The organism is Veillonella parvula (assembly GCF_002005185.1).
GTDB lineage: Bacteria > Bacillota > Negativicutes > Veillonellales > Veillonellaceae > Veillonella > Veillonella parvula_M.
Genome location: NZ_CP019721.1, coordinates 1,874,397 through 1,900,635, shown reverse-complemented (window position 1 = coordinate 1,900,635; position 26,239 = coordinate 1,874,397). Strand labels below are relative to the sequence as shown.

27 protein-coding genes are annotated in these 26,239 nt (G+C 38.0%); 26 read left to right on the top strand and 1 reads right to left on the bottom strand.

What is annotated here, in order from left to right; all coding sequences use genetic code 11:
• Positions 1–159: 159 nt before the first annotated feature.
• From B1A77_RS08815 to B1A77_RS08710, 22 genes are all read left to right on the top strand, one after another.
• On the top strand, positions 160–1,389 hold the full coding sequence (locus B1A77_RS08815; RefSeq protein WP_004696945.1) for an aspartate kinase: 1,230 nt from the start codon (positions 160–162) through the stop codon (positions 1,387–1,389).
• A gap of 7 nt (positions 1,390–1,396) precedes the next feature.
• Entirely contained in the window at positions 1,397–1,714 is a 318-nt protein-coding gene (locus tag B1A77_RS08810; protein ID WP_004696238.1) for a hypothetical protein, read from the top strand.
• A 140-nt stretch (positions 1,715–1,854) separates the two neighbouring features.
• Positions 1,855–4,764, top strand: coding sequence for an insulinase family protein (locus tag B1A77_RS08805; protein WP_077708515.1), 2,910 nt, complete (start codon positions 1,855–1,857; stop codon positions 4,762–4,764).
• An 80-nt stretch (positions 4,765–4,844) separates the two neighbouring features.
• Complete coding sequence (gene gluQRS, locus B1A77_RS08800) at positions 4,845–5,819, top strand: tRNA glutamyl-Q(34) synthetase GluQRS (RefSeq protein WP_077708514.1); 975 nt, start codon at positions 4,845–4,847, stop codon at positions 5,817–5,819.
• Between the two features lie 132 nt (positions 5,820–5,951).
• Positions 5,952–6,326, top strand: coding sequence for a CoA-binding protein (locus B1A77_RS08795; protein WP_077708513.1), 375 nt, complete (start codon positions 5,952–5,954; stop codon positions 6,324–6,326).
• Positions 6,327–6,335: 9 nt separating this feature from the next.
• Entirely contained in the window at positions 6,336–6,656 is a 321-nt protein-coding gene (gene trxA / locus B1A77_RS08790) for a thioredoxin (protein WP_004696229.1), read from the top strand.
• Positions 6,657–7,058: 402 nt separating this feature from the next.
• Entirely contained in the window at positions 7,059–7,490 is a 432-nt protein-coding gene (mraZ, locus tag B1A77_RS08785) for a division/cell wall cluster transcriptional repressor MraZ (protein WP_004696227.1), read from the top strand.
• 9 nt (positions 7,491–7,499) lie between these two features.
• Positions 7,500–8,432, top strand: a complete 933-nt coding sequence (gene rsmH / locus B1A77_RS08780) for a 16S rRNA (cytosine(1402)-N(4))-methyltransferase RsmH (protein WP_039965005.1) — start codon at positions 7,500–7,502, stop codon at positions 8,430–8,432.
• A 21-nt stretch (positions 8,433–8,453) separates the two neighbouring features.
• Positions 8,454–8,858 carry a cell division protein FtsL gene (ftsL, locus tag B1A77_RS08775; RefSeq protein WP_008601237.1) on the top strand — a complete coding sequence of 135 codons (405 nt, stop codon included), beginning with the start codon at positions 8,454–8,456 and terminating at the stop codon, positions 8,856–8,858.
• 55 nt (positions 8,859–8,913) lie between these two features.
• Positions 8,914–10,398, top strand: a complete 1,485-nt coding sequence (locus B1A77_RS08770) for a UDP-N-acetylmuramoyl-L-alanyl-D-glutamate--2,6-diaminopimelate ligase (RefSeq protein ID WP_039965004.1) — start codon at positions 8,914–8,916, stop codon at positions 10,396–10,398.
• 1 nt (position 10,399) lies between these two features.
• Entirely contained in the window at positions 10,400–11,758 is a 1,359-nt protein-coding gene (locus tag B1A77_RS08765) for a UDP-N-acetylmuramoyl-tripeptide--D-alanyl-D-alanine ligase (protein WP_077708512.1), read from the top strand.
• 56 nt (positions 11,759–11,814) lie between these two features.
• Complete coding sequence (gene mraY, locus B1A77_RS08760) at positions 11,815–12,801, top strand: phospho-N-acetylmuramoyl-pentapeptide-transferase (protein WP_008601232.1); 987 nt, start codon at positions 11,815–11,817, stop codon at positions 12,799–12,801.
• 83 nt (positions 12,802–12,884) lie between these two features.
• Positions 12,885–14,255, top strand: a complete 1,371-nt coding sequence (murD, locus tag B1A77_RS08755; RefSeq protein WP_004697412.1) for a UDP-N-acetylmuramoyl-L-alanine--D-glutamate ligase — start codon at positions 12,885–12,887, stop codon at positions 14,253–14,255.
• A complete protein-coding gene (murG, locus tag B1A77_RS08750; protein ID WP_004696212.1) occupies positions 14,255–15,364 on the top strand; it encodes an undecaprenyldiphospho-muramoylpentapeptide beta-N-acetylglucosaminyltransferase in 1,110 nt (369 codons plus the stop codon). Before murD ends, murG begins: the two co-directional genes overlap by 1 nt.
• 14 nt (positions 15,365–15,378) lie before the next feature.
• A complete protein-coding gene (murC, locus tag B1A77_RS08745; RefSeq protein WP_008601228.1) occupies positions 15,379–16,761 on the top strand; it encodes a UDP-N-acetylmuramate--L-alanine ligase in 1,383 nt (460 codons plus the stop codon).
• Positions 16,758–17,690, top strand: a complete 933-nt coding sequence (locus tag B1A77_RS08740; RefSeq protein WP_008601226.1) for a D-alanine--D-alanine ligase family protein — start codon at positions 16,758–16,760, stop codon at positions 17,688–17,690. The genes murC and B1A77_RS08740 overlap by 4 nt, the downstream gene beginning before the upstream one ends.
• A 28-nt stretch (positions 17,691–17,718) precedes the next feature.
• Positions 17,719–18,600 (top strand): cell division protein FtsQ/DivIB, encoded by an 882-nt coding sequence (locus B1A77_RS08735; RefSeq protein WP_008601224.1) that lies wholly within the window; start codon positions 17,719–17,721, stop codon positions 18,598–18,600.
• Positions 18,601–19,296: a DUF881 domain-containing protein gene (locus B1A77_RS08730; protein WP_077708511.1), complete on the top strand. Its 696-nt coding sequence runs from the start codon at positions 18,601–18,603 to the stop codon at positions 19,294–19,296.
• Positions 19,293–19,637, top strand: a complete 345-nt coding sequence (locus tag B1A77_RS08725) for a small basic family protein (protein ID WP_077708510.1) — start codon at positions 19,293–19,295, stop codon at positions 19,635–19,637. Before B1A77_RS08730 ends, B1A77_RS08725 begins: the two co-directional genes overlap by 4 nt.
• Positions 19,638–19,775: 138 nt before the next feature.
• Positions 19,776–20,816, top strand: coding sequence for a cell division protein FtsZ (ftsZ, locus tag B1A77_RS08720; protein ID WP_004697140.1), 1,041 nt, complete (start codon positions 19,776–19,778; stop codon positions 20,814–20,816).
• 80 nt (positions 20,817–20,896) lie between these two features.
• The gene (locus B1A77_RS08715; protein ID WP_004696198.1) at positions 20,897–21,466 is read left to right on the top strand and encodes an outer membrane beta-barrel protein; all 570 of its coding nucleotides are present in this window, start codon (positions 20,897–20,899) and stop codon (positions 21,464–21,466) included.
• A gap of 247 nt (positions 21,467–21,713) precedes the next feature.
• Complete coding sequence (locus tag B1A77_RS08710; RefSeq protein WP_004696196.1) at positions 21,714–22,961, top strand: aminotransferase class I/II-fold pyridoxal phosphate-dependent enzyme; 1,248 nt, start codon at positions 21,714–21,716, stop codon at positions 22,959–22,961.
• Positions 22,962–23,090: 129 nt separating this feature from the next.
• On the opposite strand, the gene B1A77_RS08705 is transcribed toward B1A77_RS08710, so the two are convergent.
• A complete protein-coding gene (locus B1A77_RS08705; protein ID WP_077708509.1) occupies positions 23,091–23,360 on the bottom strand; it encodes a DUF896 domain-containing protein in 270 nt (89 codons plus the stop codon).
• 123 nt (positions 23,361–23,483) lie between these two features.
• Between B1A77_RS08705 and nth the strand changes: the two genes are divergently transcribed.
• From nth to rpmE, 4 genes are all read left to right on the top strand, one after another.
• Positions 23,484–24,119 carry an endonuclease III gene (nth, locus tag B1A77_RS08700; RefSeq protein ID WP_077708508.1) on the top strand — a complete coding sequence of 212 codons (636 nt, stop codon included), beginning with the start codon at positions 23,484–23,486 and terminating at the stop codon, positions 24,117–24,119.
• Position 24,120: 1 nt separating this feature from the next.
• Positions 24,121–25,566 (top strand): hypothetical protein, encoded by a 1,446-nt coding sequence (locus B1A77_RS08695; RefSeq protein WP_077708507.1) that lies wholly within the window; start codon positions 24,121–24,123, stop codon positions 25,564–25,566.
• A gap of 104 nt (positions 25,567–25,670) precedes the next feature.
• Entirely contained in the window at positions 25,671–25,940 is a 270-nt protein-coding gene (locus B1A77_RS08690; RefSeq protein WP_004696187.1) for a YdbC family protein, read from the top strand.
• A gap of 79 nt (positions 25,941–26,019) precedes the next feature.
• On the top strand, positions 26,020–26,217 hold the full coding sequence (gene rpmE / locus B1A77_RS08685; protein ID WP_004696185.1) for a 50S ribosomal protein L31: 198 nt from the start codon (positions 26,020–26,022) through the stop codon (positions 26,215–26,217).
• The last annotated feature ends 22 nt before the right edge of the window (positions 26,218–26,239 follow it).

Here is a 26,239-nt window from a genome sequence, read left to right as displayed (position 1 = left end):
TATTATAGACATATTATTTGATTTTTAATGTCCGCATAAAAAGGAGTTTTGTATCACTCCAGTGGATTAATTGCTGTACATCCCTTTACAGTGCTATTTGTTTGTGGTAAAGTATATGCATATTGATATTTAGTAAACATAGTTAAATGAGGGATTATTGTGGCCTTAATCGTTAAAAAATTTGGTGGTAGTTCCGTAGCTACACCAGAAAAAATATTTAATATTGTTGATCGCGTTCTTCGTGAGAAGCAAGCTGACGATAAAATCGTTCTTGTTGTATCTGCTATGGGTGATACAACTGATGACTTGGTGGCCTTAGCTAAACAAGTTACATCCAAGCCGTATGGTCGCGAAATGGACCGCTTGTTGTCTACCGGTGAACAAGTAACAATTGCATTGATGGCAATGGCTTTTAACGAACGTGGTCAGGAATCTGTATCCTTAACAGGTGATCAAGCAGGTATTACAAGTAGTGATACGTTTAATAAAGGTCGCATTTTGGGCGTTGATCCTAATCGTGTGTTTGAAGCTTTGGATGAAGGTAAAATTGTAGTAGTTGCTGGTTTCCAAGGTATAACTGAATATGGTGATATGGTGACATTAGGCCGTGGTGGCTCTGATACAACAGCTGTTGCATTGGCAGGTGCTATGAAAGCGGATGTATGTGAGATTTTTACGGATGTAGACGGCGTATATTCTACAGATCCTCGCGTGGCGAAGGAAGCTTTCAAATTAGAAGAAGTAACGTATGGCGAAATGCTTGAAATGGCACGCCTTGGTGCAGGTGTAATGCAGCCGCGTGCCGTAGAAATGGGTTTCCGTTATGGTGTACCTATTCATGTACGTTCTACATTTAGTGATAAACCAGGTACTATTATTCGGGAGGATTATACTGTGGAAGCAAATAAACACGTAATTACTGGCGTAGCTGATGATACAAATACAGCAAAAGTAGCCCTTGTAGGCGTTGAAAATAAACCAGGCGTTGCAGCGACTGTATTCAAAGCATTAGCTGCTAGAAACGTTGACGTAGATATGATTGTTCAATCTATCCGTTCCGTAGGAGAACCAAAAACTGATCTTATCTTTACAGTAGCTATGGATGATGTGGTATTAGCTCGAGAAGTATTAGAAGAATTACAAAAAGCAGTAGATATTGAAGCTGTTAATATTGATGAAAAAATGGCTAAAGTTTCCATTATTGGTGCAGGTATGTTAGGACAGCCTGGTGTAGCTGCGCAAATGTTTGATATTTTGAGCCAAGAAGGTATCAATATTGAAATCATTTCTACTTCTGAAATTAGTATTTCTTGTCTTGTTGCTGAAGATCGCGTAAAAGATGCTGTTCGTGTAATTCATAATGGCTTATTGTTAGATCAACGAGGTTAATCATTGCATGGATAGTCTACGTAGTTTTATGGATGAAATGCTCAATGACCAAGGTCGTAAGGAAGGTTTCATTAGCGATCTACTAGGAAATCTAAAAAATCAGCCTATTCCAACATTGGAACAAGCTCAAACTGGTTACACAACAATGAGTAATTTACATGGTATCTTCTATGATTACGATAAGTCTGAGGTTACTATTACTTACAAGGTTGTACCAGATATGTATCAACCATATACATTGAGTTTTATACAATTCGAAGCCGTGTTAGAAGGCTTATTAACCTTGCGTCGCAATCAAAAGTGGCAGATGCAACATAATAAATAATATGAACCCCATGGGAATACTTGCCTATGGGGTTTTATAATTCGATAATTATTCTTAACATCTATATATAGAGTCATCGATATGATATAATAAATTATTCAGAGAGAAATCATTATATTAGTATAGAAAGAAGGGACAGCATGGAAATAAATAAGGTTTATTCTGGCTTTCGCCTTGACCGCATTGAGCGCATTGATGAGATCAATGGTACCGCTTATGAAATGAAACATGAAAAGTCTGGTGCTCGTTTAATTTATATTGATTCACCAGATTCTAATAAAGTATTCAATATCGCTTTTAGAACAACACCACATAATAGTACTGGTGTTGCACATATTATGGAACATTCCGTTTTATGTGGTTCTCGTAAGTTTCCTTTAAAAGAGCCATTTGTTGAGCTTGTTAAGGGATCTTTGAACACGTTCTTAAACGCTATGACTTACCCTGATAAAACAATGTATCCTGTAGCCAGCAAGAATGATAAAGATTTCCACAACTTGATGGACGTATATCTTGATGCTGTATTGTATCCACGCGTTCGTGAAGATGCAGAAATCGTAATGCAAGAAGGTTGGCATTATGAATTAGATAGTGCGGACGATGAACTTACCTATAAAGGTGTTGTATTTAATGAGATGAAGGGGGTTTATTCCTCTCCGGATTCCGTTCTAGAACGCCAAATGATGCGTGAACTTTTCCCAGATACCACTTATGGTGTTGATTCTGGTGGAGATCCTGACCATATTACAGACTTAACTTATGAAGAGTTCCAAGAGTTCTATCGAGTTCATTATCATCCGTCCAATAGTTATATCTTCCTTTATGGTGATATGAATATTGAAGAGCAATTGGCATTTTTGAATGATGAGTACTTAAGTCATTTTGATGCTATTGAGGTTAATACAGAGGTTGGTATACAAACGCCATTTACGGAAGGTAAAGTGGTAAGTTATCCATATAGCGTAGGTTCTGAAGAGCCAACAGACAACCGAACTTTACATTCCTTTGCCTATGTGTTACCTGATGTAACTCCTGAGCATAGCTTGGCTTTTGAGGTATTAACACATGCATTGTTGACATCTCCTGCGGCTCCTCTTAAACAGGCTTTGGTGAAAGCCGGTATCGGCTCTGATGTGAGTGGTTATTATCTTGATAGCATTCGTCAACCTTTGTGGACCGTGCAAGCAACTGGTTCTAATCTCGATAAACAAGCTGACTTGCAGCGTATTGTGGAATCTACATTGCAAGAACTTTGTGATAACGGTTTAGATAAAGAATTATTAGAAGCTTCCTTGAATAGCATTGAGTTTGCTCTTCGTGAAAGCGACTTTGGTGGTCGCCCAATTGGTCTTGCTTATGTTATCCGTATGATGGATAATTGGCTATATGACAATGACCCACTTGAGTTATTACACTACGAAGAAGCATTAGTGAATATTCGCAAGGGCTTATCCGGTACGTACTTTGAAGATTTAATTCGTCAATCTATCTTAAATAACAATCATAAAGTGCTTGTTTCTATTTATCCTGAACGTGGTCTTCAAGAGCGCAAGGATGCAGAGGTTAAAGAATATTTAGCTTCTGTAAAAGCTAAGATGACTCCAGAAGAAATCGAAGCGATTGTAGAGCAAACAAAACGACTTAAACTTCGTCAAGAGGCTCCAGATAGCGACGAAGCATTAGCGTCGATTCCATTGCTTGAATTATCAGATTTAAATCCTAATATTGAAGAAGTAGAACGTCGTGAAAGTAAAATTGGCAATACTACAGTACATTTTGTACCTACTTTCACAAAAGGCATCAACTATGTAGGTCTTTACTTTAATTTAAGTTGTCTTACAGAAGATGAGTTGTTCTATGCCGATATTCTAAGTGATATTATCGGTCGTATCAACACATCTGAACGTGGCTACGAAGCATTGGCGAAAGATATCAATATGAATCTTGGTGGTTTAAGCTCAGATATTACGGCTATTAGCAAAGATGGTAAGCGTGATGAATTTTCGCCTCTCATGATTGTTCGAGCTAAATCCTTGCATTCTAAATTACCTGACTTATGCCGTTTGATTAACGAAGTAGTACAAAAAGCAGATTATAGTGACCATAGACGCTTGACCGAACTTGTTCAAGAAAGCAAAGCTATTTGGGATAATGAAGCGTTTCGTCGTGGCAACTCCATTGTAAGTCAACGTGTTATGGCACAAGTATCTGCAGTTGGTAAATTTAGAGATAATGGTAACTTTGGTTACTATCAAAAGATTAGCGAATTGGCTTCTAATCCTGCGGCATTACCATTATTGCCGGAAAAATTAGCTGATGTGGCTCGTAAGATTTTCCGCGCTAATAATGTGGATATCATGTTCGTTGGTGAAGAAGGAGAATTAGAAGCCTTTGAAAATCTCATGAAACCATTGGTTGAAACCTGGGATACTACTGACTTAAGTAATGATACATTAAAAATTACACGTTTGTCTGGTAATGATGGTATCGTTACAGCTGGTAAGGTTCAATACGTAGCTCAAGGTGGTAACTTTATAGACCATGGGTATAAACACGTAGGACCAATGAGTGTATTGGAAACGATTTTACGTTATGAGTATCTTTGGATTCGTATTCGTGTACAAGGCGGTGCTTACGGTGCCTTCGCAAACTTCTATGACGATGGTAATATGATTTTCTGTAGCTATCGCGATCCAAACTTGGTAGAAACATTAAATGTATATAAAGAATTACCTCAATACCTTCGTGAGTTTACGTTGACTGATCGTGAGATGCGTAAATATATTATCGGTACTATGAGCTCCTTGGACTTGCCTATGACTCCTACGTTGCGTGGTCCACGTGCGATGGGGATGTATTTTAGCGGTGCTAAACTAGAGGATAAGGTAGAGTTTCGTAAACAAGTTATCGCTTGTAAGCCAGAGGATATCGTTGCTTTAGCAGATGTGGTTGAACCAGTGTTGAAGGACAATCATATTTGTACAATGGGGAACGAACAAAAAATTAAAGACGCTGGTAAGGTATTCGATAACATTATTTCTCTAGGATAATCGTTTTATATCATGTATAGTGGCATATTCTGTGTAAGTTTACGGGATATGCCACTTGTTTTGTACTGTAGGAGGGCATCATGAAAGGTCGATTTGCTCCAAGCCCCACAGGATATATCCATCTCGGAAATGTATGGATAGCCCTCTTATCTTATATTTCTACGAAGCAACAAAAAGGGCAGTATGTTGTGCGAATGGAGGATATAGACATCCAACGCTCTAAACGTGAGTTAGGGGAAGCTCTATTAGATGATTTAGAGTGGCTAGGATTTGAATGGGATGAAGGACCTCGCGTTGGTGGACCAGAATCAACATATTGGCAAAGTGAACGACAAACATATTATGGAGACGTATTAGAACATCTTGCATCAGAAAAACTAATTTATCCTTGCTTTTGTAATCGCACAAGATTGCATTCTATTGCTTCGGCGCCCCATGTAGGAGAGGTAGTACATCGATATGATGGTCATTGCCGTCATCTAGAGGATAAATTGATAAAAGAGTTTATGATGTCTAAGGAGCCATCTTTGCGTTTAGCCGTTAATTCCTGTGATATAGATTTCGTAGATCGTTGGCAAGGCTTTCAACATATTCATTTGGAAGATGAATTAGATGATTATGTATTGCGTCGTGGTGACGGTATGTATGCTTATAATTTAGCTGTCGTACTGGATGATATTGCTATGGGGATAACGGAGGTCATTCGTGGAGATGATTTACTAGAGACTACGGGGCAGCAAATATATTTATATAAAACATTACAAACCAGTTTCAAATCTAAAAATATACAACTACCTTCTTATGGGCATGCTCCATTATTAATTGATTCTGAAGGGCATAGATTATCTAAACGACAAAAGAGTATTACTATTCGTGAATTACGTGAAAATCAATGGTCTCCTAATAGGATTTTAGGTGAGCTGGCTATTGTAGGGGGCTTAGTTGAAACTCATACATTAAGTCGTAGAGAAATCAGTTTATCTGAATTAATTGAGATTGATTTAAATGTACCTAGTCTTAGTCAGAAAACGATTGAGATACAAATTAAAGAATAGAGTAATAAAATAGTATTGATTTATGTTATAGGATGTTTGCTAAAAGAGAATAATTCTTTAACTATATAATTCGATATAATATATTGACAATATTCGATATTTATTTATAATAGTATATAAGAGGTGGTCGAAATGACAATTCAACAAGCTTTAGATCAAAAAGTATGGGCCGTTATTGGAGCTACCCATAAAACCGAGAAGTTCGGTTATAAGATTTATAAATGTCTTAAAGATCACGGATATAAAGTATATCCAGTCAATCCTAATATTGCAGAAATAGATGGAGACACTTGTTACTCTAGTCTTTCTGCACTTCCCGTTGTGCCTGCTGTGGTAGATTTTGTTGTACCAGAAGCAGCGGGGTTAGCTGCACTTGATGAATGCAAAGAACTTGGCATTCCTGTTGTGTGGTTGCAACCAGGGGCGGATAAACCATCTGTTGTTGAAAAAGCACATGCTTTAGATCTGCATGTCATTCAAGATTGTGTATTAGTTCAATTACCGTAGGAGGGTACAATGAGCGAATTAAAAGATTTAAAAACTGCTGAATATCAAGATTTAGTAAACCAAGGTGGTGTTACTGTTGTTGACTTCTGGGCTCCATGGTGCGGTTATTGCGTACGTATGATGCCAATCATTGAAGAAATTGCAGGTGAGCTTGAAGGTAAAGCTAACTTTGTAAAAGTAAACGCTGATGAAGAACCAGAATTAGCACGTAACTTACAAGTTGAAGTATTGCCTACATTCGTTATTCTAAAAGATGGTGAAGTAGTAGACCGTAAAATTGGTTTCTTGCCTAAAGGCGATCTTCAAGCGGCTATCGAATCTAAATTCTAATACTATAATTAAAATCATATAAATAGAGGAAAACCTCATCAATGTATGTGTTGTACATTGATGAGGTTTTTTGCTTTTTTAATATAGACCTAAATATATATAACGTTTATGCGTTACTAAACATAATACATTGAGTTCCTAAACATAATACATCTAAAAGTGGGGTTTATGTCCATTTAAGGATTGGTATTATGCAATTGTGGTGGAGAGTGGTTTAAATTGTTTATTTTTGAATATTTAATCGAACATATGTATTGTAGAAAAGAGGAGAAAAATAGAGATTAAACAAGAAAAATATAAAAAAGTGGGATAAAAATAGATTTTTTATTGTGAAAGGTGGGGAATTGTGGTAGAATTTACCATATAGTGGTGGATAAGAAATAGTAAAGGGCGGTGATACATATGTTCATGGGCGAATATAATCACACCATTGATACAAAAGGGCGGATGATTATACCTGCTAAAATACGTGAACAACTAGGCGATTTGTGCATCGTTACAAAAGGCCTAGATAACTGCTTGGCTATTTACACCGAAGAGGCATGGAAAAAAATTTCTACAGCTTTACAATCACAATCCTCCACTAAAGCTAGCGTGCGTGCTTTAAAACGTTTTGTTTTTGGTAGTGCTGCTGAACTTGAATATGATAAACAAGGTCGTGTCCTCATTCCTGTACCATTACGTGAATATGCAAGCCTTGATAAACAGGCTGTTATTGTAGGTGCTGGAGACCACGTTGAAATTTGGAGCCGTGAAAAATACGATTTCTATGATGAGCAAGTGGCTGAAAGTATGGAAGAATTAGTTGAAGGGCTTGAAGGGATTATGTTATAGGAGGCTATGATGGAATTTAATCATACTAGCGTACTCTTACGTGAAACGGTGGACTCCGTCGTAACTAATCCAAAAGGCATTTATGTGGACTGTACCCTTGGTGGGGCAGGACATGCTCATGCAGTGGGCGAGATACTAGATCCAGAAGGCATGATTATAGGTTTAGATCAAGATGAAGATGCTTTGAGTGTAGCTCGACAGCGTTTATCTGATTTGAAATGTCAGGTGTTAACGATACCTACAAACTTTTCTAACTTAAAAGACGCTCTCCAAAATGCGGGCATTTATGAAGTCGATGGTTTTATATTTGATCTTGGTGTATCCAGCTATCAACTAGATACTCCTGAACGAGGTTTTTCATATATGAATGATGGACCTCTTGATATGCGAATGGATAAAGATGCACCTCTCACGGCAGAGGAAATTGTCAATGAATATGACAGTGAACAATTACTGCAAATTATCCGCGATTATGGGGAAGAACGATGGGCTAAACGAATTGTCGAGTTTATTGTTGAAGCACGTCAAGAAAAAAGAATTACTACTACTGGTGAGTTGGTTAGAATTATTAAGAATGCAATACCTGCAAAGGCGCGACAAGATGGACCTCATCCGGCAAAACGGACGTTTCAGGCCATACGTATTGAAGTAAATAGAGAATTAGCAATTTTGCATGATAGTTTTGTAGATGCTGTATCGATGTTAAAACCAAAGGGAAAGATTGGAGTTATTACATTCCACTCCTTGGAAGATCGAATTACAAAGCAAACTTTTAAAGAGTTAAGTACTGCATGTATATGTCCTCCACAATTGCCTGTGTGTGTTTGTAATCACAAGGCAGTTGTAAAGGCAAAGAATAAGGCTATAGAGCCAAGTATAGGGGAGATTGAAGTTAATCCGAGAGCTAGAAGCGCTAAATTGCGCGTAGCAGTAAAGTTGTAGATTTGGAAGGGGTTAAGTGTTATGTTAGCGAGAAAGGCTGTTGTGGGCCAAGTAAAAGGTGATATATTGGTTATTGCACAAGGGAGAAGACGTAGTGCAAACGTAGCTTTAGATTTAAGCCCTATGATGTGGCAAGTTGTATATGGTATTGCTGCATTAGTTGCATGCTTACTTATTATGATGGTTATGAATGCATACAGTACAAAGTTGGGCTATGAGGTAGTTAAAACACAGCAAGCTGTAGTACAATTAACAAAAGATAACGATGCATTGGACGTTGAAGTGGCTTCCTTGAAGTCTCCTGTACGTATCCAACAAATCGCAGAAGAACAACTAGGAATGGTTTTGCCTGATTCTTTTGTTTATAGCACAAAAAGCGCTGTTACTGAACGTAATGTACAAGAGAAACAGCAAATTATAGACTAGCAGGCGAAGCAGCTCGTATTGGGCTGCTTTCCTTTGCGTGTAAAGGAGATTGTATATGAAACACTTACAAGATATAGTAAAAACCTTACATGCACCGCATGTAGAAGGTAATACAGCTGTTGAAATTTTAGATGTTACCGCTGATTCTCGTGCTGTAAAAGAAGGTAGTTTATTTATTGCTTTAGATGGTGCTACTGTCGATGGACATGATTATGTTAATAAAGCTGTTGAGGCTGGGGCAGTAGCTGTATTAGTATCTAAACCTGTTGAGATAAGTAGTGACGTTTGTGTTATCACTGTTGAAGATACACGTGCGGCTATGATGGCCTGTGTGCCATACTTTTTTGATTATCCAGCCAATTCCATGCGCATGATTGGTGTCACTGGTACTAATGGTAAAACGACTACAACTCATATGATTCGTCATATTTTGAAAGCACAAGGTCATAAAGTAGGAGTTATTGGCACCGTTCATATCATGATTGGTGATACATCATATCCGATTCATAATACGACTCCTGACGTAGTAGATTTACAACATATTTTGCATCAAATGGTAGAAGAGGGTGTTACACATTGTGTAATGGAAGTATCTTCTCATGCGTTGGCTTTAGGACGCGTATCTGGTGTTGAGTATGATACGGCTGTATTTACAAATCTTACACAAGATCATTTAGACTTTCACAAAACATTTGAAAATTACTTGGCAGCTAAATGTAAACTATTTGAACAGGTTAGCAAACCAAACCAAGTAAAATCTGGTAAGGGTGCTGTCATCAATATTGATGATGCCTATGGACATCGGGTTGTTGAAAAAACTACAGCCCCTATCATTACCTATAGTATTGATGGTAGCGGCACATTGAATGCTCATGACGTTGATATGACGCCAAAGTCTAGCCGTTACACGGTATCTTATGATGGTCATGACTATACAGTTGCAATGAATACGACTGGCTTGTTTAATGTGTATAATACATTAGCAGCTATTGGTGCCTGCCTATTAGAAGGTATTTCCATGGAAGACATCGATAAAGCGTTGAAAACATTTAGTGCTGTACCTGGTCGTTTTGAATTGATTGAAGAAGGTCAACCATTTGCTGTTGTTGTAGACTATGCACATACACCAGATGGGTTAGAAAATATTTTACAAACAGCAAAGGCTATTCAAGAAAATCGTATTATTGTAGTCTTTGGTTGTGGCGGTGACCGAGATGCAACCAAACGTCCTATTATGGGACGCATTGCGGCACAATACGGTGATGTTGTGTATGTTACATCTGATAATCCGCGTACAGAGGATCCTGTACAAATTGTTAAAGATGTGGAAGTAGGCGTTAAAGACGGTCTTCGAGAAGGAACTCACTATGAAGTTATCGTTGATCGTCGAGAAGCGATTCAACATGCAATACAACATGCAAAATCTGGGGATATTGTACTCATTGCAGGTAAGGGGCATGAGGATTACCAAATCTTAAAGGATAAAACGATCCATTTTGATGATCGTGAAGAGGCGCGAGCAGCCCTCAAGGAGATCTAATATGGCAGAATTTACATTGTCTCAAGTACTGGAGGCCACAAAGGGGACGAGTGCACATACCGATAATATTAAGTTTTTAGATGTGTCTACTGATACAAGAACTATTGAATCAGGCTTTTTATTTGTAGCCTTAAAAGGTGATACCTTTGATGGCCATGATTTTATCAATGCGGCTATCGAAAAAGGTGCTACAGGGGCTATCGTTGAAAAAGGACGTTCTGTAGAAGGTATTGCTTGCATCGAGGTAGACAATACTTTGGTAGCATATCAAAACTTAGCACGATATCATCGTCGCCGCTTTGATATTCCTGTAGTTGCTATTACTGGTTCCTCTGGTAAGACTACGACAAAGGAAATGGTGGCAGCCGTACTTGGCACAGAATTTAATGTATTAAAAACTGAGAAAAATTTTAATAATGAAATTGGCTTGCCAAAAACCTTGTTACGTTTGACCGCTGAGCATGAAGCCTGTGTTGTTGAAATGGGTATGCGTGGGCTCGGACAAATTGAAGAACTGGCCTTGATTGCAGAACCAACGATGGGGATTATTACTAATGTTGGTACTAGTCATATCGAGCTTTTAGGTTCTCGAGAAGCCATTGCCGAAGCGAAAGGTGAATTGATTCGTTGCTTGCCTGAAAACAGCGTGGCTATCCTTAATGAAGATGATCCATATGTAAAAGCTATGGATCGTTTAGCTAAGGGTAAAACAATTACCTATGGTATTGAACGGAATGCTACTTGTATTGGTAGCCATCTGCGCTATAAAAAAGACGGTATTAAGTTCACTTGTAAGTGTTATGATGAAGTTTTTGATATCTTCTTGCCTATGATTGGTGAACACAATGTATATGATGCATTGGCGGCTATTGTTGCAGGTCGAGTGCTAGGCATTAAATGTAACACAATTCGCAAAGGTTTGAGTGAATTTAGTGGAACTCCAATGCGTCAAGAAATCGTCCCATTTGAAGATATTGTTATCTTAAATGATGCTTATAATGCAAACCCTTCATCCATGGCAGAAGCTATTAAAGCACTTGGTCAATTAGAAGGTAAGCGTAAAATTGCGATGCTAGGCGATATGCTCGAGCTCGGCGACTTCTCTGAAGAAGCACATCGTGAAATCGGCCATTTGCTTGCTGAAGAGGGGTATAGTGTTGTATTCACCTTTGGTGATGCTGCTGCCTTCATTGCAAAGGAAGCAAAAAAAGCGGGTTTAACTACATTCCGTTGTAACAGCCATTTAGAAATGGCCAACGCATATAGTGATATTCGTGAAAAAGGGGATGTTATCCTTGTGAAAGGTTCTCGTGGTTTACGAATGGAGCGCGTTGTTGAAGAATTAAAGGATCGAGAATAATAGGTAACGGCTAGTTATATCTAGCCGTCCTATTTATTAATAAGTAGAGGATTCATATGATAAATCACATTCTATTAGCCTTCGTAGCGACTTTCATCATTACGGTAGTGCTAGGTAAAATTGCTATTCCTATGTTGCGTTCTTTGCACGCACAACAAAGTATTCGTGAAGAAGGCCCTGAAAGTCATCAAGCAAAAGCCGGTACGCCAACAATGGGTGGTGCTTTCATGATGGTGGCCCTTATTATTGGCGTGGCATTGTTTGCACCATGGAATGTGGGCACAGGAATGTTATTATTTTTAACACTGGGTCATTGTTTATTAGGTTTTTTTGATGATTTTGTAAAAGCTGTAAAAAAACGCAATCTTGGTTTAACAGCGAAGCAAAAATTACTTGGACAATTTATATTGGCTGCCGTATTCTGTTATTGCATTACTGAGATTATGGTTGTTCCTACCACATTATGGATTCCTGTTGTAGATACACAATTACAATTGGGATGGGGTTATTATGTATTGGCATTTTTGATTATTGTAGGAGCTACAAATGCAGTAAATTTAACCGATGGTCTTGATGGTCTTGCTGGTGGTACATCAGCAGTGGCGGCGATAGCATTCTCTGTTATTGGTCTGATGGCTGCATCGATGACAAATTCTATTGGTGCTGAAAGTGTTGCGTACTTCGGCGCTATAATAGCAGCTGTATGTCTTGGCTTTTTGGTATATAATGTGAACCCTGCAAAAGTATTCATGGGGGATACAGGCTCTTTGGCATTAGGTGGTGCCTTTGCAGCAATGGCTATTTTAACTAAAACAGAATTGCTACTTGTGGTGATTGGTGGCATTTTTGTTATGGAAGCATTATCTGTTATTATTCAAGTTATTTCTTTCAAAACACGTGGTGTGCGTGTTTTTAAGATGAGTCCTATTCATCACCATTTTGAACTTTCCGGATGGGCAGAACAAACAGTTGTTAATCGCTTCTGGTTTGGTGGAGCTGTTTTAGCCATTATTGGTGTACTTTTAGCGACTATAACTTTATAAGATAATACTTAACGGAAGTTGTAAATAATGGTATGCTTATTAGATAGGATACATTAATTTTATAAATAGTTTAGGTGATATAGATGGAATATGGAGATAAACATATACTTGTTCTTGGAGCTGGAGCCAGCGGTATAGGTGCATCTTGGGTATTAGCCCAAGTGGGTGCGCATGTTGTGTTAAATGATTATAAGCCTATGACACTGCCTACGGCTGAGGAGAAACGACTCGTTGCGGCAGGGGTAAATATTATTACAGGACGTCAAGATGAATCCTTGCTAGATGGCGTGGATCGTATCGTTATTTCTCCAGGTATTTCTTTAGACATTCCGATTGTAAAAGCAGCACATGCCCGTGGTATTGACGTGGTCAGTGAAGTAGAATTAGCTTATGAAGTATCTAAATCACCTATCGTAGCTGTTACTGGTACAAATGGTAAGACTACGACAACAACCTTATTAACTAAAGTACTAGAAGGCTCTGGAAAACCAGTTCACGTCGGTGGAAATATTGGGGATTCCCTTAGTGAAGTGGCGTATTCTATGCCTGCAGGCGGTTTTTTGGTAGCTGAATTATCTAGTTATCAATTAGAGACAATCAAGTATTTTAGGCCTATTGGGGCTATTATGCTCAATATTACTCCAGATCACTTAGCTCGTCATAAGACGATGGAAAACTATATTGCTGCGAAGGAACGCATCTTTGAAAATCAATTAAGTACAGATTATTTAGTGTTGAATATAGATGATCCCGTTGTAGCTGATATGGAACATCGTTCGCCTAGTCATATTCTAAAAATTAGTCAAAAAAAAGCCGTAGAGAATGGCGCTTATTATGCTGATGGGCAATGTTATATTGCTAAAGATGGGGTAGCAAAATTTGTTATTGGAAATGAAGATATTCATATTCCAGGCAGTCATAATATTGAAAACATATTGACCGTTATTGCTTTATCTCATGCATTGGGCGTACCTGTAGAAACAATTCATCGTATTATTAGTGAGTTCCATGGCGTTGAACATCGTTTAGAACGCGTTAAGACGATTGATGGTATTACATTTTATAATGATTCTAAAGCGACTAATGTAGATTCTGTGGTTAAAGCATTAGAATCCTTTGATCAACAAGTTATTCTATTAGCTGGTGGTCATGATAAAATGACGCCTTTAGAAGACTTCATGGAGTTAGTTAAGGAGAAGACTAAAGCTGTTATTTTCATGGGGGAAGCAGCAGATCGTTTTGAGACGGCTGCAAAAGAGGCTGGTGTGAAGCCGATTTATCGTGCTTTATCCATGAAAGAAGCCGTAGAACAAGGCTATAAATTGGCAGAGACTGGCGATATTGTGCTATTATCTCCGGCTTGCTCAAGCTTTGATTGGTACAGCTGTTTTGAAGAGCGTGGAGATGACTTTAAACGTTGTGTTCATATGTTGCAAGAGGGAGGACACCATTAATGAAACGTGTTATTATTTCAGGTGGTGGCACTGGTGGACATATATATCCAGCAATAACTATATATAAGGAAATTATGAAACAAAATCCTGATGCAAAGGTGTTATATGTTGGTACCAAGCAAGGTCTCGAGGCTACATTAGTTCCTAAAGAGGGGATAGAGTTTACTACGATTCCTGTGCAAGGCTTGCAGCGTCAATTATCGTTAGGTACATTAGTTACATTAGGTAAAACTGCTTTAGGCATTGTAAAAGCTAATGCCATAGTTTGTAAGTTTAAACCTGATGTGGTTATTGGTACTGGTGGTTATGTATGTGGGCCTGTTCTCTTGGCTGCAGCATTACATAATATTCCTACTATAATTCAAGAACAGAATGTCATAGCAGGTATTACTAATAAAATTCTGAGCCGTTTTGTTGATGTGGTAGCCCTAGGCTATAAGGATGCAGAAGCATCGTTTTCTAAAGCAAAGCGCGTAGTCTATACAGGGAATCCTGTTCGTCCAGATGTGCTAGTTGATTCGAGAACAGAGGGACGTAACTATTTCAACTTAAGTGATGATACTTTTACAGTACTCATAGCTGGAGGTTCTCGAGGGGCGAGAACTATTAACAATGCTATGATAGATGTACATAAACACTTCCAAGGTGTGAAAGGTATTAAATTAATCCATATTACGGGAAACGGAGAATATGAATCTGTTTTATCCCAATTGGGTATTACCGATGGGGATGGTTTAGGTAGTTCATCTTTGATTTTGCCGTATTTACATGATATGCCAAAAGCACTAGCAGCAGCCGATTTAGCAGTATTTAGATCTGGTGCTATAGGTCTAGCAGAATTAGCAGTTCGCGGTATTCCATCCGTATTGATACCGTATCCATACGCAGCGGAAGATCATCAAACCTATAATGCACGTATCTTTGTACAAGAAGGGGCGGCTCATATGATTGTAGATAAAATGTTGAGTGCTCACGATTTAATAGGGGAAATCGAGATGTTTATGGCCAACCGTGATTTGTTGGCACAAATGGGAGACCGAGCATTGCAATTGGGGAAACCGAATGCGGCTCATGATATTGCAAAATTAGCTTTATCTATTGCAAAGTAACAAGGAGAGGTTTTATGTTAGACGGTATTCACAAAATTCACCTTATCGGTATTGGTGGATCTGGTATGCGTGCGATAGCGAATATTTTGATTCAAAAAGGTTATGATGTATCTGGTTCAGATATTGCTGAATCTGCAGTGATTTCTAAGTTTAGAGATATGGGTGCCACGGTGCATATCGGTCATAATAAAGAATATGTAAATGGTGTTGATGCCATAGTTCGTTCTACAGCGATTCGTGAAGACAATCCTGAAATTGTTGCCGCTAAAGAGCAAGGGATTACCATTTTACATCGTTCTGATATTGTAAAGGCTGTATTAGATGTAACAGATGGTATCGCAGTAGCTGGTGCGCATGGTAAAACATCTACAACTTCAATGATTGGACAAATTTTAGTGGAGGCTAATGCGGACCCTACGGTAATTATCGGTGGCGAAGTAGATTATCTCAAGGGTAGCAGTTGCCTTGGGAAAGGCCATTTTTCAGTTGTGGAAGCGGATGAGAGCGATGGTTCATTTTTAAAATTGCATCCACATACTATCGTTATAACTAATATTGAAGATGATCATATGGATCATTATAAGACTATGGATAACTTGTTAAACGCTTTCTGTGAGTTCGTCGAAACGTTACCAGAAGCGGGCAAGGCTATCGTATGTGGTGATAATGAAAATATTCGTTATGTTATGAGCCGCGTAAAACGTACTTTTATTACATATGGCTTAGAGGATAATAATGATTATGTAGCAAAAAATATTCATTATGTGGACTCTTCCTTGGTATATGATGTATATCATAAAGGCATTAATATAAGCCGTATCAGCTTGCGCGTGCCTGGAGAACATAATGTATTAAACTCATTGGCAGCCTTTATTGTGGCTCATGAATGTTGCGGTGTAGAGAATCGGTTTATTACAAAAGCGTTAGGTAAATTTATCGGTGCAAAACGACGTTTTGAAACAAAAGGTCATGTTGCTGGCGTCTGGGTTGTCGATGATTATGCACATCATCCAACAGAAATTAAAGCGACCTTAAGAGCAGCAAAAGAACTTGAAAAACATCGCGTTATTTGTGTGTTTCAACCGCATCGGTATACACGTACAAGCTTGTTGAAAGATGAATTTGCCACTGCTTTTACAAGTGCTGATGAAATATATATGACAGATATTTACAGTTCTGGTGAAGATCCGATTGCAGGTATCGATGGACGTACTATTCCTGACGCTGTTGAAGCTGCTACAAATAAGGTTGTACATTATGTACCATCTGTTGATGATATACCGGCTGTATTGGCAAAAATTGTGCGACCTAACGATCTGGTTATCACAATGGGTGCCGGTTCTATTAATCAATATGGACCTAAATTATTAGCTATATTGGAGGAAGGCTTACAATGAAAGATAGAAAAATAATCGTATTGATGGGTGGCCCTTCCAAAGAGGCTGAAGTATCTCGCCGTACTGGCGCTGCTATTGCGGAAGCACTTGAAAGTAAAGGGTATAATGCCCAAACATTAGAACTTAATCCTCGTACTGTTTTAAAAGACATTGAATCCTTAGATGGAGAGATTGTATTTAATGCAATTCACGGTCGTTATGGTGAAGATGGTGCATTACAAGGCTTACTTGAAATGGCAGAAATTCCATATACTGGATCGGGCATCATGGCTCATGCGGTAGGAATGAATAAAAAAGTAAGCAAAGATGTTTTCAAAGGGGCTAATATTCCAACAGCTACTTCTGAATCCTTTAATGGTAATTTAGAATCTGCAGAAGCTATTATAGGACATATTCGTAAACAATTTACGATTCCTGTAGTGGTGAAATCTGCTACTCAAGGCTCTAGTATTGGCGTTACCATCGTTCGTGATGAGGCACAATTGGAGGCTGCTGTTACAGAAGCGCTAAAATATGATCCGATTCTTGTAGTAGAGCAATTTCTTGATGGTCGCGAATTTACAGTATCCGTTCTTGACGGAAAGGCATTGTCAGTAATTGAAATCCGTCCACATTCTGGGGAGTATGACTATACCAGTAAATATACTGTAGGTGCTACAGAATATTTAGTACCTGCGCCTATTAGTGAAGAAATGACTGCTGAAATGCAACGCATAGGGGAACTTGTGTATCGCGAAGTACAAGGCAGTGGGGTTATTCGTGTTGATATTATGACAGATCATGCAGATAATATGTATGTTCTAGAATACAATACTGTGCCAGGTATGACGGCAACGTCTTTAGTACCAAAGGCAGCTAAAGAAATGGGAATTGACTTTCCAACATTATGTGAAAAGATTCTATTAACAGCTAGTATAGGGAAATTTTAAGGGCTGAATAGAACATAAGGAGTTATCTATGGATGATAAGCAATACCATCCATCCAACTCTGGGGAGATGCAGTCTTCTACACCTGTTCATGATGAACGGGCTGTATTTAGAAAACGAGTGTTAAAAATCGGTGGTGCAGTTACTCTCGTGTTGGTGGGATTGTTTACACTACCTATTCCTTTTGGATCCTTAAAAATTGTAGGATCGGATAAGGTAACTGTACAAGATGTAATGGTAGCAGGGGATATTCATGAACCTGTAAATATATTGCAAATTAGTACAGAGAAATTAAAAACTAGATTGGCGAAAGACTTACGGGTTGAAGAGGCCCAAATTAGTTATCAATTGCCATTTACAATGGTTGTACGTGTCATAGAACGCAAGGCTGTTGCAGTTGTACCAGCTCAGTTTGGTTATTTAACACTTGACAGCAAAGGTCAAGTGATTGCATCAGAGCCTGCAATACAAGATACGTCGGTACCGATGATATCAGGCGTTAAGGCGGGAAATATTTTGTTAGGTGATACCGTTGTGGATAAGCCCATTTTGGCGGCTCTTGAATACTTGAACTCTCTTGATGAGAGCACCTTCAAGAATATTGCAGAAGTCAATATAGGAGATCCTGATGCAATAATGGCTTATACCGTATCGGGGGTGCAAATTAGATTAGGGGATAGTAAAGATTTACCTAAAAAAGCCGAGTTAACTCAGTCCATGTTACAAGATATTAAGACAACACATAGCAATGTGCAATATATAGATGTTAATGTTTCATCGCCATATATAAAAACTGATGTAATACCGGAAGTTAAAAAGCATCAGCCTGGAACAAAGAATACAGAAGATTCATCTACTAAGAGGGATGATAAAAAACAAGATAAGCAAGGTCATGTTGAAGATAAAAGGTAGATGATTGTCGTGAGACACGAACGGTGGGCAATAGCCTTAGTCAGTTGTATATTGGGTTTCATGGTTGTCACCCAATATAAGATGACTCAAGATAATATAGAAGAAAATATCCGTTTACAACGAGCTGGTGATTTAGCTGTACAATTGCGAGAGGCCCAAAGTGAACGTGATGCATTGTTAAAACAAATAGAAGAGCTTAAACAGTCTGGTGCTACTAGCAATGTTAAAGCAGACGAACAGTTGATGATGAAAGCTGCTTTAACTAATGTTAAAGGTACGGGTGTTAGTGTATTAATCGAGGATAGCTTAAAGCCAATTCAAAGTGGTGAAAATCCTAATTTATATGTAATTCATGATGAAGATATTTTACGTATTGTTAATGAATTGCGAGCTGGTGGGGCTGAGGCGATAGCTATCAATGATCAACGTCTCATAGGGACTTCTGAAATACGATGCTCTGGTCCAACTATTACTGTGAATGGTAAGGTTTTTGGGGCTCCTTTTACAGTTAAAGCGATTGGGGATCCAAAAACATTAAATTCTGCGCTCACCATGCGAGGCGGTGTGGTAGACTCCTTGAAACACTGGGGCATAAAGGTAACCATAAAGGAAGAAAATGAATTAGCTATTCCAGCTTTTACAGGAACCTTTAGAGAAGAGCATATAAAGCCTAATGAAACAGGAGGTAAAGAATGAATATTTATATCTTTGCCATTGTTGGTTTAATTGTAGGTACTACATTAGGGTGGCTTTCACCATTTCATATACCTATAAGTTATGCAAATTACACATCGGTCGCTGTTCTGGCTGCACTAGATGCTGTATTTGGTGGTAGCCGGGCTGCATTGGAACGAACCTTTGATCTTAGTAATTTTGTACTTGGGTTCTTTTCAAATGTTGTGTTAGCTGTTATTCTTGTATATATAGGTGACCTTATAGGAATTAACCTATATTACGTAGCTCTTATTGGCTTTGGATTGCATGTATTTATTAATGTAGGCGCTATACGAAAGATTATTATGACTAAGCGATTCTAATAAATCACATTCTATATAGTGGAAAGTTTTTAAATTTTAGTGTAAAATAAATGTAATTGTTATAAGATTGTCAGTATATAAATCGATACATTGGGACGTATATTGATACGATAGATAACGATAAGAGGAGGAAGTTCAATGTCTGATTTTGCAAATATTAAAGTTATCGGTGTTGGTGGCGGCGGTAATAACGCTGTTAATCGCATGGTAGATAGCGATCTTAAAGGTGTTCAATTTTTATCCGCTAATACTGAAAGCCAAGTGCTTGAATTATCTAAAGCGGATGTAACGATTCAAATTGGCGAGAAGGTTACAAAAGGTCTTGGTGCAGGCGCAAATCCACAAATCGGTGAAGAGGCTGCTCAAGAAAGTCGCGAAGAAATTATAAAAGCTCTTGAAGGTGCTGATATGGTATTCGTAACTGCTGGTATGGGTGGTGGTACTGGTACAGGTGCTGCTCCTATCGTTGCAGAATGTGCTAAAGAAATCGGTGCCTTGACAGTAGGCGTCGTTACTAAACCGTTCGCTTTTGAAGGTAAACGCCGTCGTGCACAAGCGGAAAAAGGCATTGAATTCTTGACTCAAAAAGTAGATACTATTATCGTTATTCCTAATGATAAATTGTTGCAAGTTGTAGATAAAAAATGTTCCTTAAGCGATGCATTCCGTACAGCTGATGATGTACTTCGCCAAGGTATCAAGGGCATTTCAGACTTGATTCAAGTTCCTGGCTTGATCAATCTTGACTTTGCAGATGTTAAAACTATCATGACTGAACAAGGCGAAGCATTGATGGGGATTGGCGTTGGCGAAGGTGAAAACCGCGCTGCTGACGCAGCTAAAATGGCTATTAATAGCCCATTGTTGGAAACATCTATCGATGGTGCAAAAGGCATCTTACTCAATATCTCCGGTAGTGCTAACTTAAGCTTGTTTGAAATTAATGAAGCTGCCGAAATTATTTCTGAAGCGGCGGATCCTGATGCAAATATTATTTTTGGTTCTGTTATCGATGAAAGCTTAGGCGATACAGTTCAAATTACTGTTGTGGCAACTGGTTTTAATTCAAATACTAAGAATGTACCTGAATTCGGTAAAACAACAACTACATCCCGTCCGGCATCCACTACAAATACTAACAGTGGTATCCCTGATATCCCTGTATTCATGAAACGCTAATTTATAGATTGTATAATTATTATACCTATCAATTAGTAACTTATTAAGACATACCATTGGTATGTGTATAGGAGGTAAAAATGAAGAAATTAGTATTATTAACTTTAGCAGCTACAGTTGTAGCCGGCAGTGCATTTGCTGCAGCTCCTGTAACAAAAATTAGTGATGGATCCACCAAGGTACAAGCTGATTATGCTTTTAAACAACACGTATCTAACGGTGGTGGCAATAGCAATGATGGTTTCGGTGTTTCTTTACAACACGACCTTTCCAATAAAGCTGCATTACAATACTCTTACGATAAATTAAATGCAAAAAATGGCGATATTAAAGATCATCAATTAGCATTGGTTTATAAGGTACATCCAAATGTAAATCTATATGGTGCAGGTACTGCGATTCGTACAAATGATACTGAACTTGGTTTCCAAGCTGGTGTTATCGGTCATGTACCTTTGACTAATAAAGTAAACGGCTTTGCTAAGGCTGGTTGGGGTAATGATATTAAGCAAACTTATCAAGTAGGTGCTCAATATGAAGTACGCCCTGATGTAGATTTGAATGTATACTATGGCTATGATAAATATAGCGTAGATAGCAATGATAAAACTGCAAAAGGTTTACACGCTGGTGTAGGCTACTCCTTCTAAGGATGATAAGGACCACTCTTTTGAGTGGTCTTTTTTTATATATTTACTGTTTTATTGTATATTTGTTAACTATTTTTCCTAAATAAGGTACTTAATTATTATATATATATTTAATAAGTGTTGAATTACTAATAGTTAGTTAAATCTTCTATGTATACAATATATTTACTGAATATACGTTGTATATTTAAATCAGTTTAGGTATGATAAATGTGTAATATTCATTTCAGATAGGATGGTGCAAGTTATGACAAGTGTTGCTGCAAAGCATGCAAAAGGAAAAAAATTAAAAGACGTAATCTTCGTAACTGCTGGTCAAGCTCAAGCTGATGCTAAAGAAAATGGCCGTGAGAATGTTGTGAATGGTACGTTGGGTGCTATTCATGATGAAGAGGGAAACTTAGTTTTTCTTAAGACCGTTAAAGAAGAATATTTGAGTCTTTCGGATTCTGAACATGTTGGTTATGCACCAATTGCGGGTATTCCAGATTTTTTGTGTGCTGCTGAAAAAGAATGTTTTGGTAATTTCCGTCCAGAAGGTCATATTCGTAGCATTGCTACCGCAGGTGGCACTGGTGGCATTCATCATTTGATTCATAACTATACAGAGCCTGGTGATGAAGTATTAACAGCGGATTGGTACTGGGGTGCATACCGTGTTATTTGTAGTGATACTGGACGTACACTAGTTACGTATTCCTTATTTGATGAACATAATAACTTTAATCATGAAGCATTCCAAAATCGTGTAAACGAATTGGCGGCTAAACAAACAAATGTGGTTGTTATCTTTAACACACCAGGTAATAACCCAACCGGCTACTCTATTGAGGATAAAGATTGGGATTCTATCCTTAATTTCTTGAAGGATTTAGTTGCTATTGGTCGAAATAATGTGATTATTGGTATTGATGTAGCATATCTTGATTACTCTGGTGAAAAAGATGAGGTACGTGCGTTCTTCAATAAATTTAGTCATTTACCAAAAGAAATTCTCACCTGTGTGTGTTATAGCTTATCTAAAGGATTTACTATGTATGGTCAGCGCGTTGGTGCGATGATTGGGATCTCTGATGATGAAGAAATAGCTGATGAGTTTTTCGAAGTTAACAAATCTACAAGTCGTGCCACATGGTCCAATATTTGTCGTCCCGCAATGCGTACAATGGCTAATATTGTGGCTGATCCAGCTAAGTTTAAGGAATATGAAGCTGAACGCAATTGCTATTATCAATTAATTCGCGATCGTGCTGATATCTTTAAACAAGAAGCAGCACAAGTAGGACTTCCTATGTTACCTTACCGCGGTGGCTTCTTTATTACAATTCCTACAGACTCTGCGAATGCTATCTGTGAAGAATTGAAAAAAGAGCACATCTATGTGATTGCATTAGCAAATGGTATTCGTATAGCAGCATGTGGTATTCCTAAATGTCAAATGACAGGTCTAGCTGAAAAAATTTATAATGCCATGAAACGTCTTGGTAAATTATAATACATAAGTAAATTATACTAAAAACCACTTGATACATGTATCAAGTGGTTTTTAGTATGTAGATATAAATTTGATTGAATAAATATAAAAGGATATTAGTAATGTAATCAATTTTGTTTATTTGTTACATTAGTGAATATCTTTATGCTCTTTAATGTCTTTAGCAGCTTCTTTTGCCAAGTTTCCAAGCGCTCGTTTAGGAGCGGTTCTTTCACCTGTTTCTGGGTCTATAAATTCAACGCGGTCCAAGGTGCTTGTAATTTGACCACGAATGAAGCTTAAGTAGATTTCGTATAATTCTTTTTTTTCTGCTAATTCCTCTGGTGTTAATTCTTGCCCAGATTTTTTCTTTGCAGCTAGTTCATTTATTCGTTTTAATGTATCGTTAATATGACTCATATGCGCCTCCTGTATTCTATATTAGAATAGCATGTTTTATTATAACATAGAACTTAATGAATACGTATGGTAAGATATAAGTTGTACGCGTCTGTACTTTCACAGGTGAGAAAGGAGAACTGTATGCGTGTAACAAAAGCGATAAAGGCAGAGCAGTTGAAACTGTTACAAGAGCATTATTTTGATGCAAAACCTGCCCTTGAGTATACAAATGAATTTGAATTATTAGTTGCTGTAGTTTTGTCTGCACAATGTACGGATGAACGAGTTAATATTGTTACTAAACGATTGTTCCCAGAACTTAATCATCCTGCAAAGATGCTTGCAATCGGAGTTGCTAAGTTAGAGACTCTCATTAAAGATTGCGGCCTTTATAAGTCCAAGGCAAAAAACTTAATTGCTACTTGTCAAATTTTAGTTGAACAATATCATGGAGAGGTGCCTCGTGAGTTTGATCAACTCGTTGAATTGCCTGGTGTGGGGCGTAAAACAGCAAATGTTGTGGTATCCGTTTTATTTGGTACACCAGCCATTGCGGTAGATACACATGTATTTCGCGTGTCTAACCGATTAAAATTAGGTATTGCTAAGACGCCAGAAGAGATGGAACAAAAGTTACAAAAGGCAATTCCAAAAAAGGACTGGGCTGCTGCACACCACTGGTTAATCTATCATGGCCGTAGATTGTGTAAGGCTCGTAAGCCTTTGTGTAATGAATGTTTTTTAAATCATCTATGTCCTTCTGCAGGAAAGGTTTAATATGAAAGTAAACAATGAAGAATTTATTACCCTTTGTGCCGCACATGGTATTGAGGGAATTGATATTGTAAATGAGTTAATGCGTTTTAAAGTGCTAGATCAATTGATTTCTAGTAATGCTAGCTCCCGTGAGTGGGGTGTAACGGCAGATGATTTATATGCGTTAGCAGAAAAATCCACAGTAGAATCCTTTGGTCCTGTACCATATGATTTGAATACATTCCAAGCTCTTTATGGACCATCCTTTAGAGTGGAATTGTTTGATTTTATTAGTGACACAGGCATTTTAGAAGGTCTAGATGTAGGCACTATTTGGGAAACTCCTGTTCGTGAAAGTATCGAAGCTCATAGTAAAACGGGAGAATTGGTTCTGTATGCTTATGTAGAAGAATATGCAGGCATGGTTGAAGAGATTCTTCAATCTTATGAAGATAAAAAAGTCGTTCTGTATACGGCATCTCCCGTGTGTTATAGCATTTTGACACGTTTATATCCGATGGCTCAAATCATTAATCAATGGCCTCATCGTAGCTATTTTGACCATATCTTTACAGGCACAGTTGGTATGTTCCAATCCTCTGAAGATATTGTAGAAGAGGTCGCTAACGGATTACATAACTTGGTTCCAGAAGGGACTGCTCAATTATTCTTACCTGCTACAATGGCACAAAATCAATTGGGCTTAAATAATATGGCGTTGCAATTTTTCTTGAACCAAAAACGAGTAGAAGCTATACGGGAATGGACTCCATTAGGGGCTTATGAAATCGTATATGGTAAATACGATGTAAAAAAAATGCGTGTTGGTCTTCGTGAACGTGTAGGGGATGAGTGGAAAACAATTAATTATATTCCATTACCTCATGGCGTATTTGCGCAATTGCCAGTATTTACGGTATTAAATTATGGCTTGTCCTTGCGTTCTATTTTGTTGCCCGGCAGTCAAACGGACGTAGCCTTAGGTCAAGATGGTATTTATTGCATTGATAGCCGTGTATCTGAATTAGGTCGCACTACTCTTATTGAAAGTGGAGCTTATTTTCTTACTTTTAAACGTCATACTGATCATATTGATGTAGATATTACGACAGAAGCGCCTGTAGATGATATGTACTGGATGTTCCCAGATGCTGAATTAGCATATATGTGGTATGCCTATTTCTGCAGCACTACGGGTCAAACATTGATTCAAGAAATCTCCATGCTCGTTCAAACAGATGGATCCTTTGGCTATATGCTTAGTAGCGTACGTCGTCGCGTATTAGATGTAAAGGATGAGACCCAACTAATTGAATCTGTACAGGCTGCTGACGAGGCATATATTAAGGCTGTTACGGAGGCTACAACGAGTTGGAAAGAGACCGTAGATTCATTAGGTGCACAAGTTATGCCACCTACAGCTTCTATTGATATTGAAGATTATAGTGACTATAAAAAAGAATTGTAAATCATATAATTTTGGTTTAAAATATATCGTATCCTAAAAAATATAAACTACTAAATATAGTAGATACGAAACATAGCATATGAATATGTAAGAAAGGAGGACCTATGGCAGTTATTAATTTTGAAATCTTCAAGGTTATTGGTACTTTATCTGAAGATAAAGATGGTTGGAAAAAACAATTAACATGTACTAGTTGGGGAAAATACAATCCTAAGTTTGATCTTCGTGCTTGGGATAGTGAATATACAAGCATGAAAAAAGGTATTACCCTTTCTTTAGAGGAGCTTATTGCATTGCGTGACATCCTCAACGAAAGCGACTTGGAAGCTATTTTAGCTGAGGCTATTGAAGAAAAGCAAGCATCCAAGGAATAGTATTGGTTACTTGCATTTGTGCAGGTGTCATGCTATAATCTATAAGAATAATATTGATTGCTGGAAAGAGGTGTATAGAATGAAACAAGGTATTCATCCAGACTATAAAGAAGCTACAGTAACTTGCGGTTGTGGCAACACATTCAAAACTGGCTCTGTAAAAGAAGACCTTCGTGTAGACGTTTGCTCCAAATGCCATCCGTTCTTCACTGGTCAACAACGTGCGGCTCAAGCTCGTGGTCGTATTGAACAATTTAACAAACGTTACGGCAAATAATTTGTATTGTAATGTAACATGT

What these genes read in the sequence shown, in the direction of transcription:
- B1A77_RS08810 (WP_004696238.1), top strand. Translation starts at nt 1,397, where the DNA reads ATGGATAGTCTACGTAGTTTTATGGATGAAATGCTCAATGACCAAGGT.
- B1A77_RS08805 (WP_077708515.1), top strand. Translation starts at nt 1,855, where the DNA reads ATGGAAATAAATAAGGTTTATTCTGGCTTTCGCCTTGACCGCATTGAG.
- gluQRS (WP_077708514.1), top strand. Translation starts at nt 4,845, where the DNA reads ATGAAAGGTCGATTTGCTCCAAGCCCCACAGGATATATCCATCTCGGA.
- B1A77_RS08795 (WP_077708513.1), top strand. Translation starts at nt 5,952, where the DNA reads ATGACAATTCAACAAGCTTTAGATCAAAAAGTATGGGCCGTTATTGGA.
- trxA (WP_004696229.1), top strand. Translation starts at nt 6,336, where the DNA reads ATGAGCGAATTAAAAGATTTAAAAACTGCTGAATATCAAGATTTAGTA.
- mraZ (WP_004696227.1), top strand. Translation starts at nt 7,059, where the DNA reads ATGTTCATGGGCGAATATAATCACACCATTGATACAAAAGGGCGGATG.
- rsmH (WP_039965005.1), top strand. Translation starts at nt 7,500, where the DNA reads ATGGAATTTAATCATACTAGCGTACTCTTACGTGAAACGGTGGACTCC.
- ftsL (WP_008601237.1), top strand. Translation starts at nt 8,454, where the DNA reads ATGTTAGCGAGAAAGGCTGTTGTGGGCCAAGTAAAAGGTGATATATTG.
- B1A77_RS08770 (WP_039965004.1), top strand. Translation starts at nt 8,914, where the DNA reads ATGAAACACTTACAAGATATAGTAAAAACCTTACATGCACCGCATGTA.
- B1A77_RS08765 (WP_077708512.1), top strand. Translation starts at nt 10,400, where the DNA reads ATGGCAGAATTTACATTGTCTCAAGTACTGGAGGCCACAAAGGGGACG.
- mraY (WP_008601232.1), top strand. Translation starts at nt 11,815, where the DNA reads ATGATAAATCACATTCTATTAGCCTTCGTAGCGACTTTCATCATTACG.
- murD (WP_004697412.1), top strand. Translation starts at nt 12,885, where the DNA reads ATGGAATATGGAGATAAACATATACTTGTTCTTGGAGCTGGAGCCAGC.
- murG (WP_004696212.1), top strand. Translation starts at nt 14,255, where the DNA reads ATGAAACGTGTTATTATTTCAGGTGGTGGCACTGGTGGACATATATAT.
- murC (WP_008601228.1), top strand. Translation starts at nt 15,379, where the DNA reads ATGTTAGACGGTATTCACAAAATTCACCTTATCGGTATTGGTGGATCT.
- B1A77_RS08740 (WP_008601226.1), top strand. Translation starts at nt 16,758, where the DNA reads ATGAAAGATAGAAAAATAATCGTATTGATGGGTGGCCCTTCCAAAGAG.
- B1A77_RS08735 (WP_008601224.1), top strand. Translation starts at nt 17,719, where the DNA reads ATGGATGATAAGCAATACCATCCATCCAACTCTGGGGAGATGCAGTCT.
- B1A77_RS08730 (WP_077708511.1), top strand. Translation starts at nt 18,601, where the DNA reads ATGATTGTCGTGAGACACGAACGGTGGGCAATAGCCTTAGTCAGTTGT.
- B1A77_RS08725 (WP_077708510.1), top strand. Translation starts at nt 19,293, where the DNA reads ATGAATATTTATATCTTTGCCATTGTTGGTTTAATTGTAGGTACTACA.
- ftsZ (WP_004697140.1), top strand. Translation starts at nt 19,776, where the DNA reads ATGTCTGATTTTGCAAATATTAAAGTTATCGGTGTTGGTGGCGGCGGT.
- B1A77_RS08715 (WP_004696198.1), top strand. Translation starts at nt 20,897, where the DNA reads ATGAAGAAATTAGTATTATTAACTTTAGCAGCTACAGTTGTAGCCGGC.
- B1A77_RS08710 (WP_004696196.1), top strand. Translation starts at nt 21,714, where the DNA reads ATGACAAGTGTTGCTGCAAAGCATGCAAAAGGAAAAAAATTAAAAGAC.
- B1A77_RS08705 (WP_077708509.1), bottom strand. Translation starts at nt 23,360, where the DNA reads ATGAGTCATATTAACGATACATTAAAACGAATAAATGAACTAGCTGCA.
- nth (WP_077708508.1), top strand. Translation starts at nt 23,484, where the DNA reads ATGCGTGTAACAAAAGCGATAAAGGCAGAGCAGTTGAAACTGTTACAA.
- B1A77_RS08695 (WP_077708507.1), top strand. Translation starts at nt 24,121, where the DNA reads ATGAAAGTAAACAATGAAGAATTTATTACCCTTTGTGCCGCACATGGT.
- B1A77_RS08690 (WP_004696187.1), top strand. Translation starts at nt 25,671, where the DNA reads ATGGCAGTTATTAATTTTGAAATCTTCAAGGTTATTGGTACTTTATCT.
- rpmE (WP_004696185.1), top strand. Translation starts at nt 26,020, where the DNA reads ATGAAACAAGGTATTCATCCAGACTATAAAGAAGCTACAGTAACTTGC.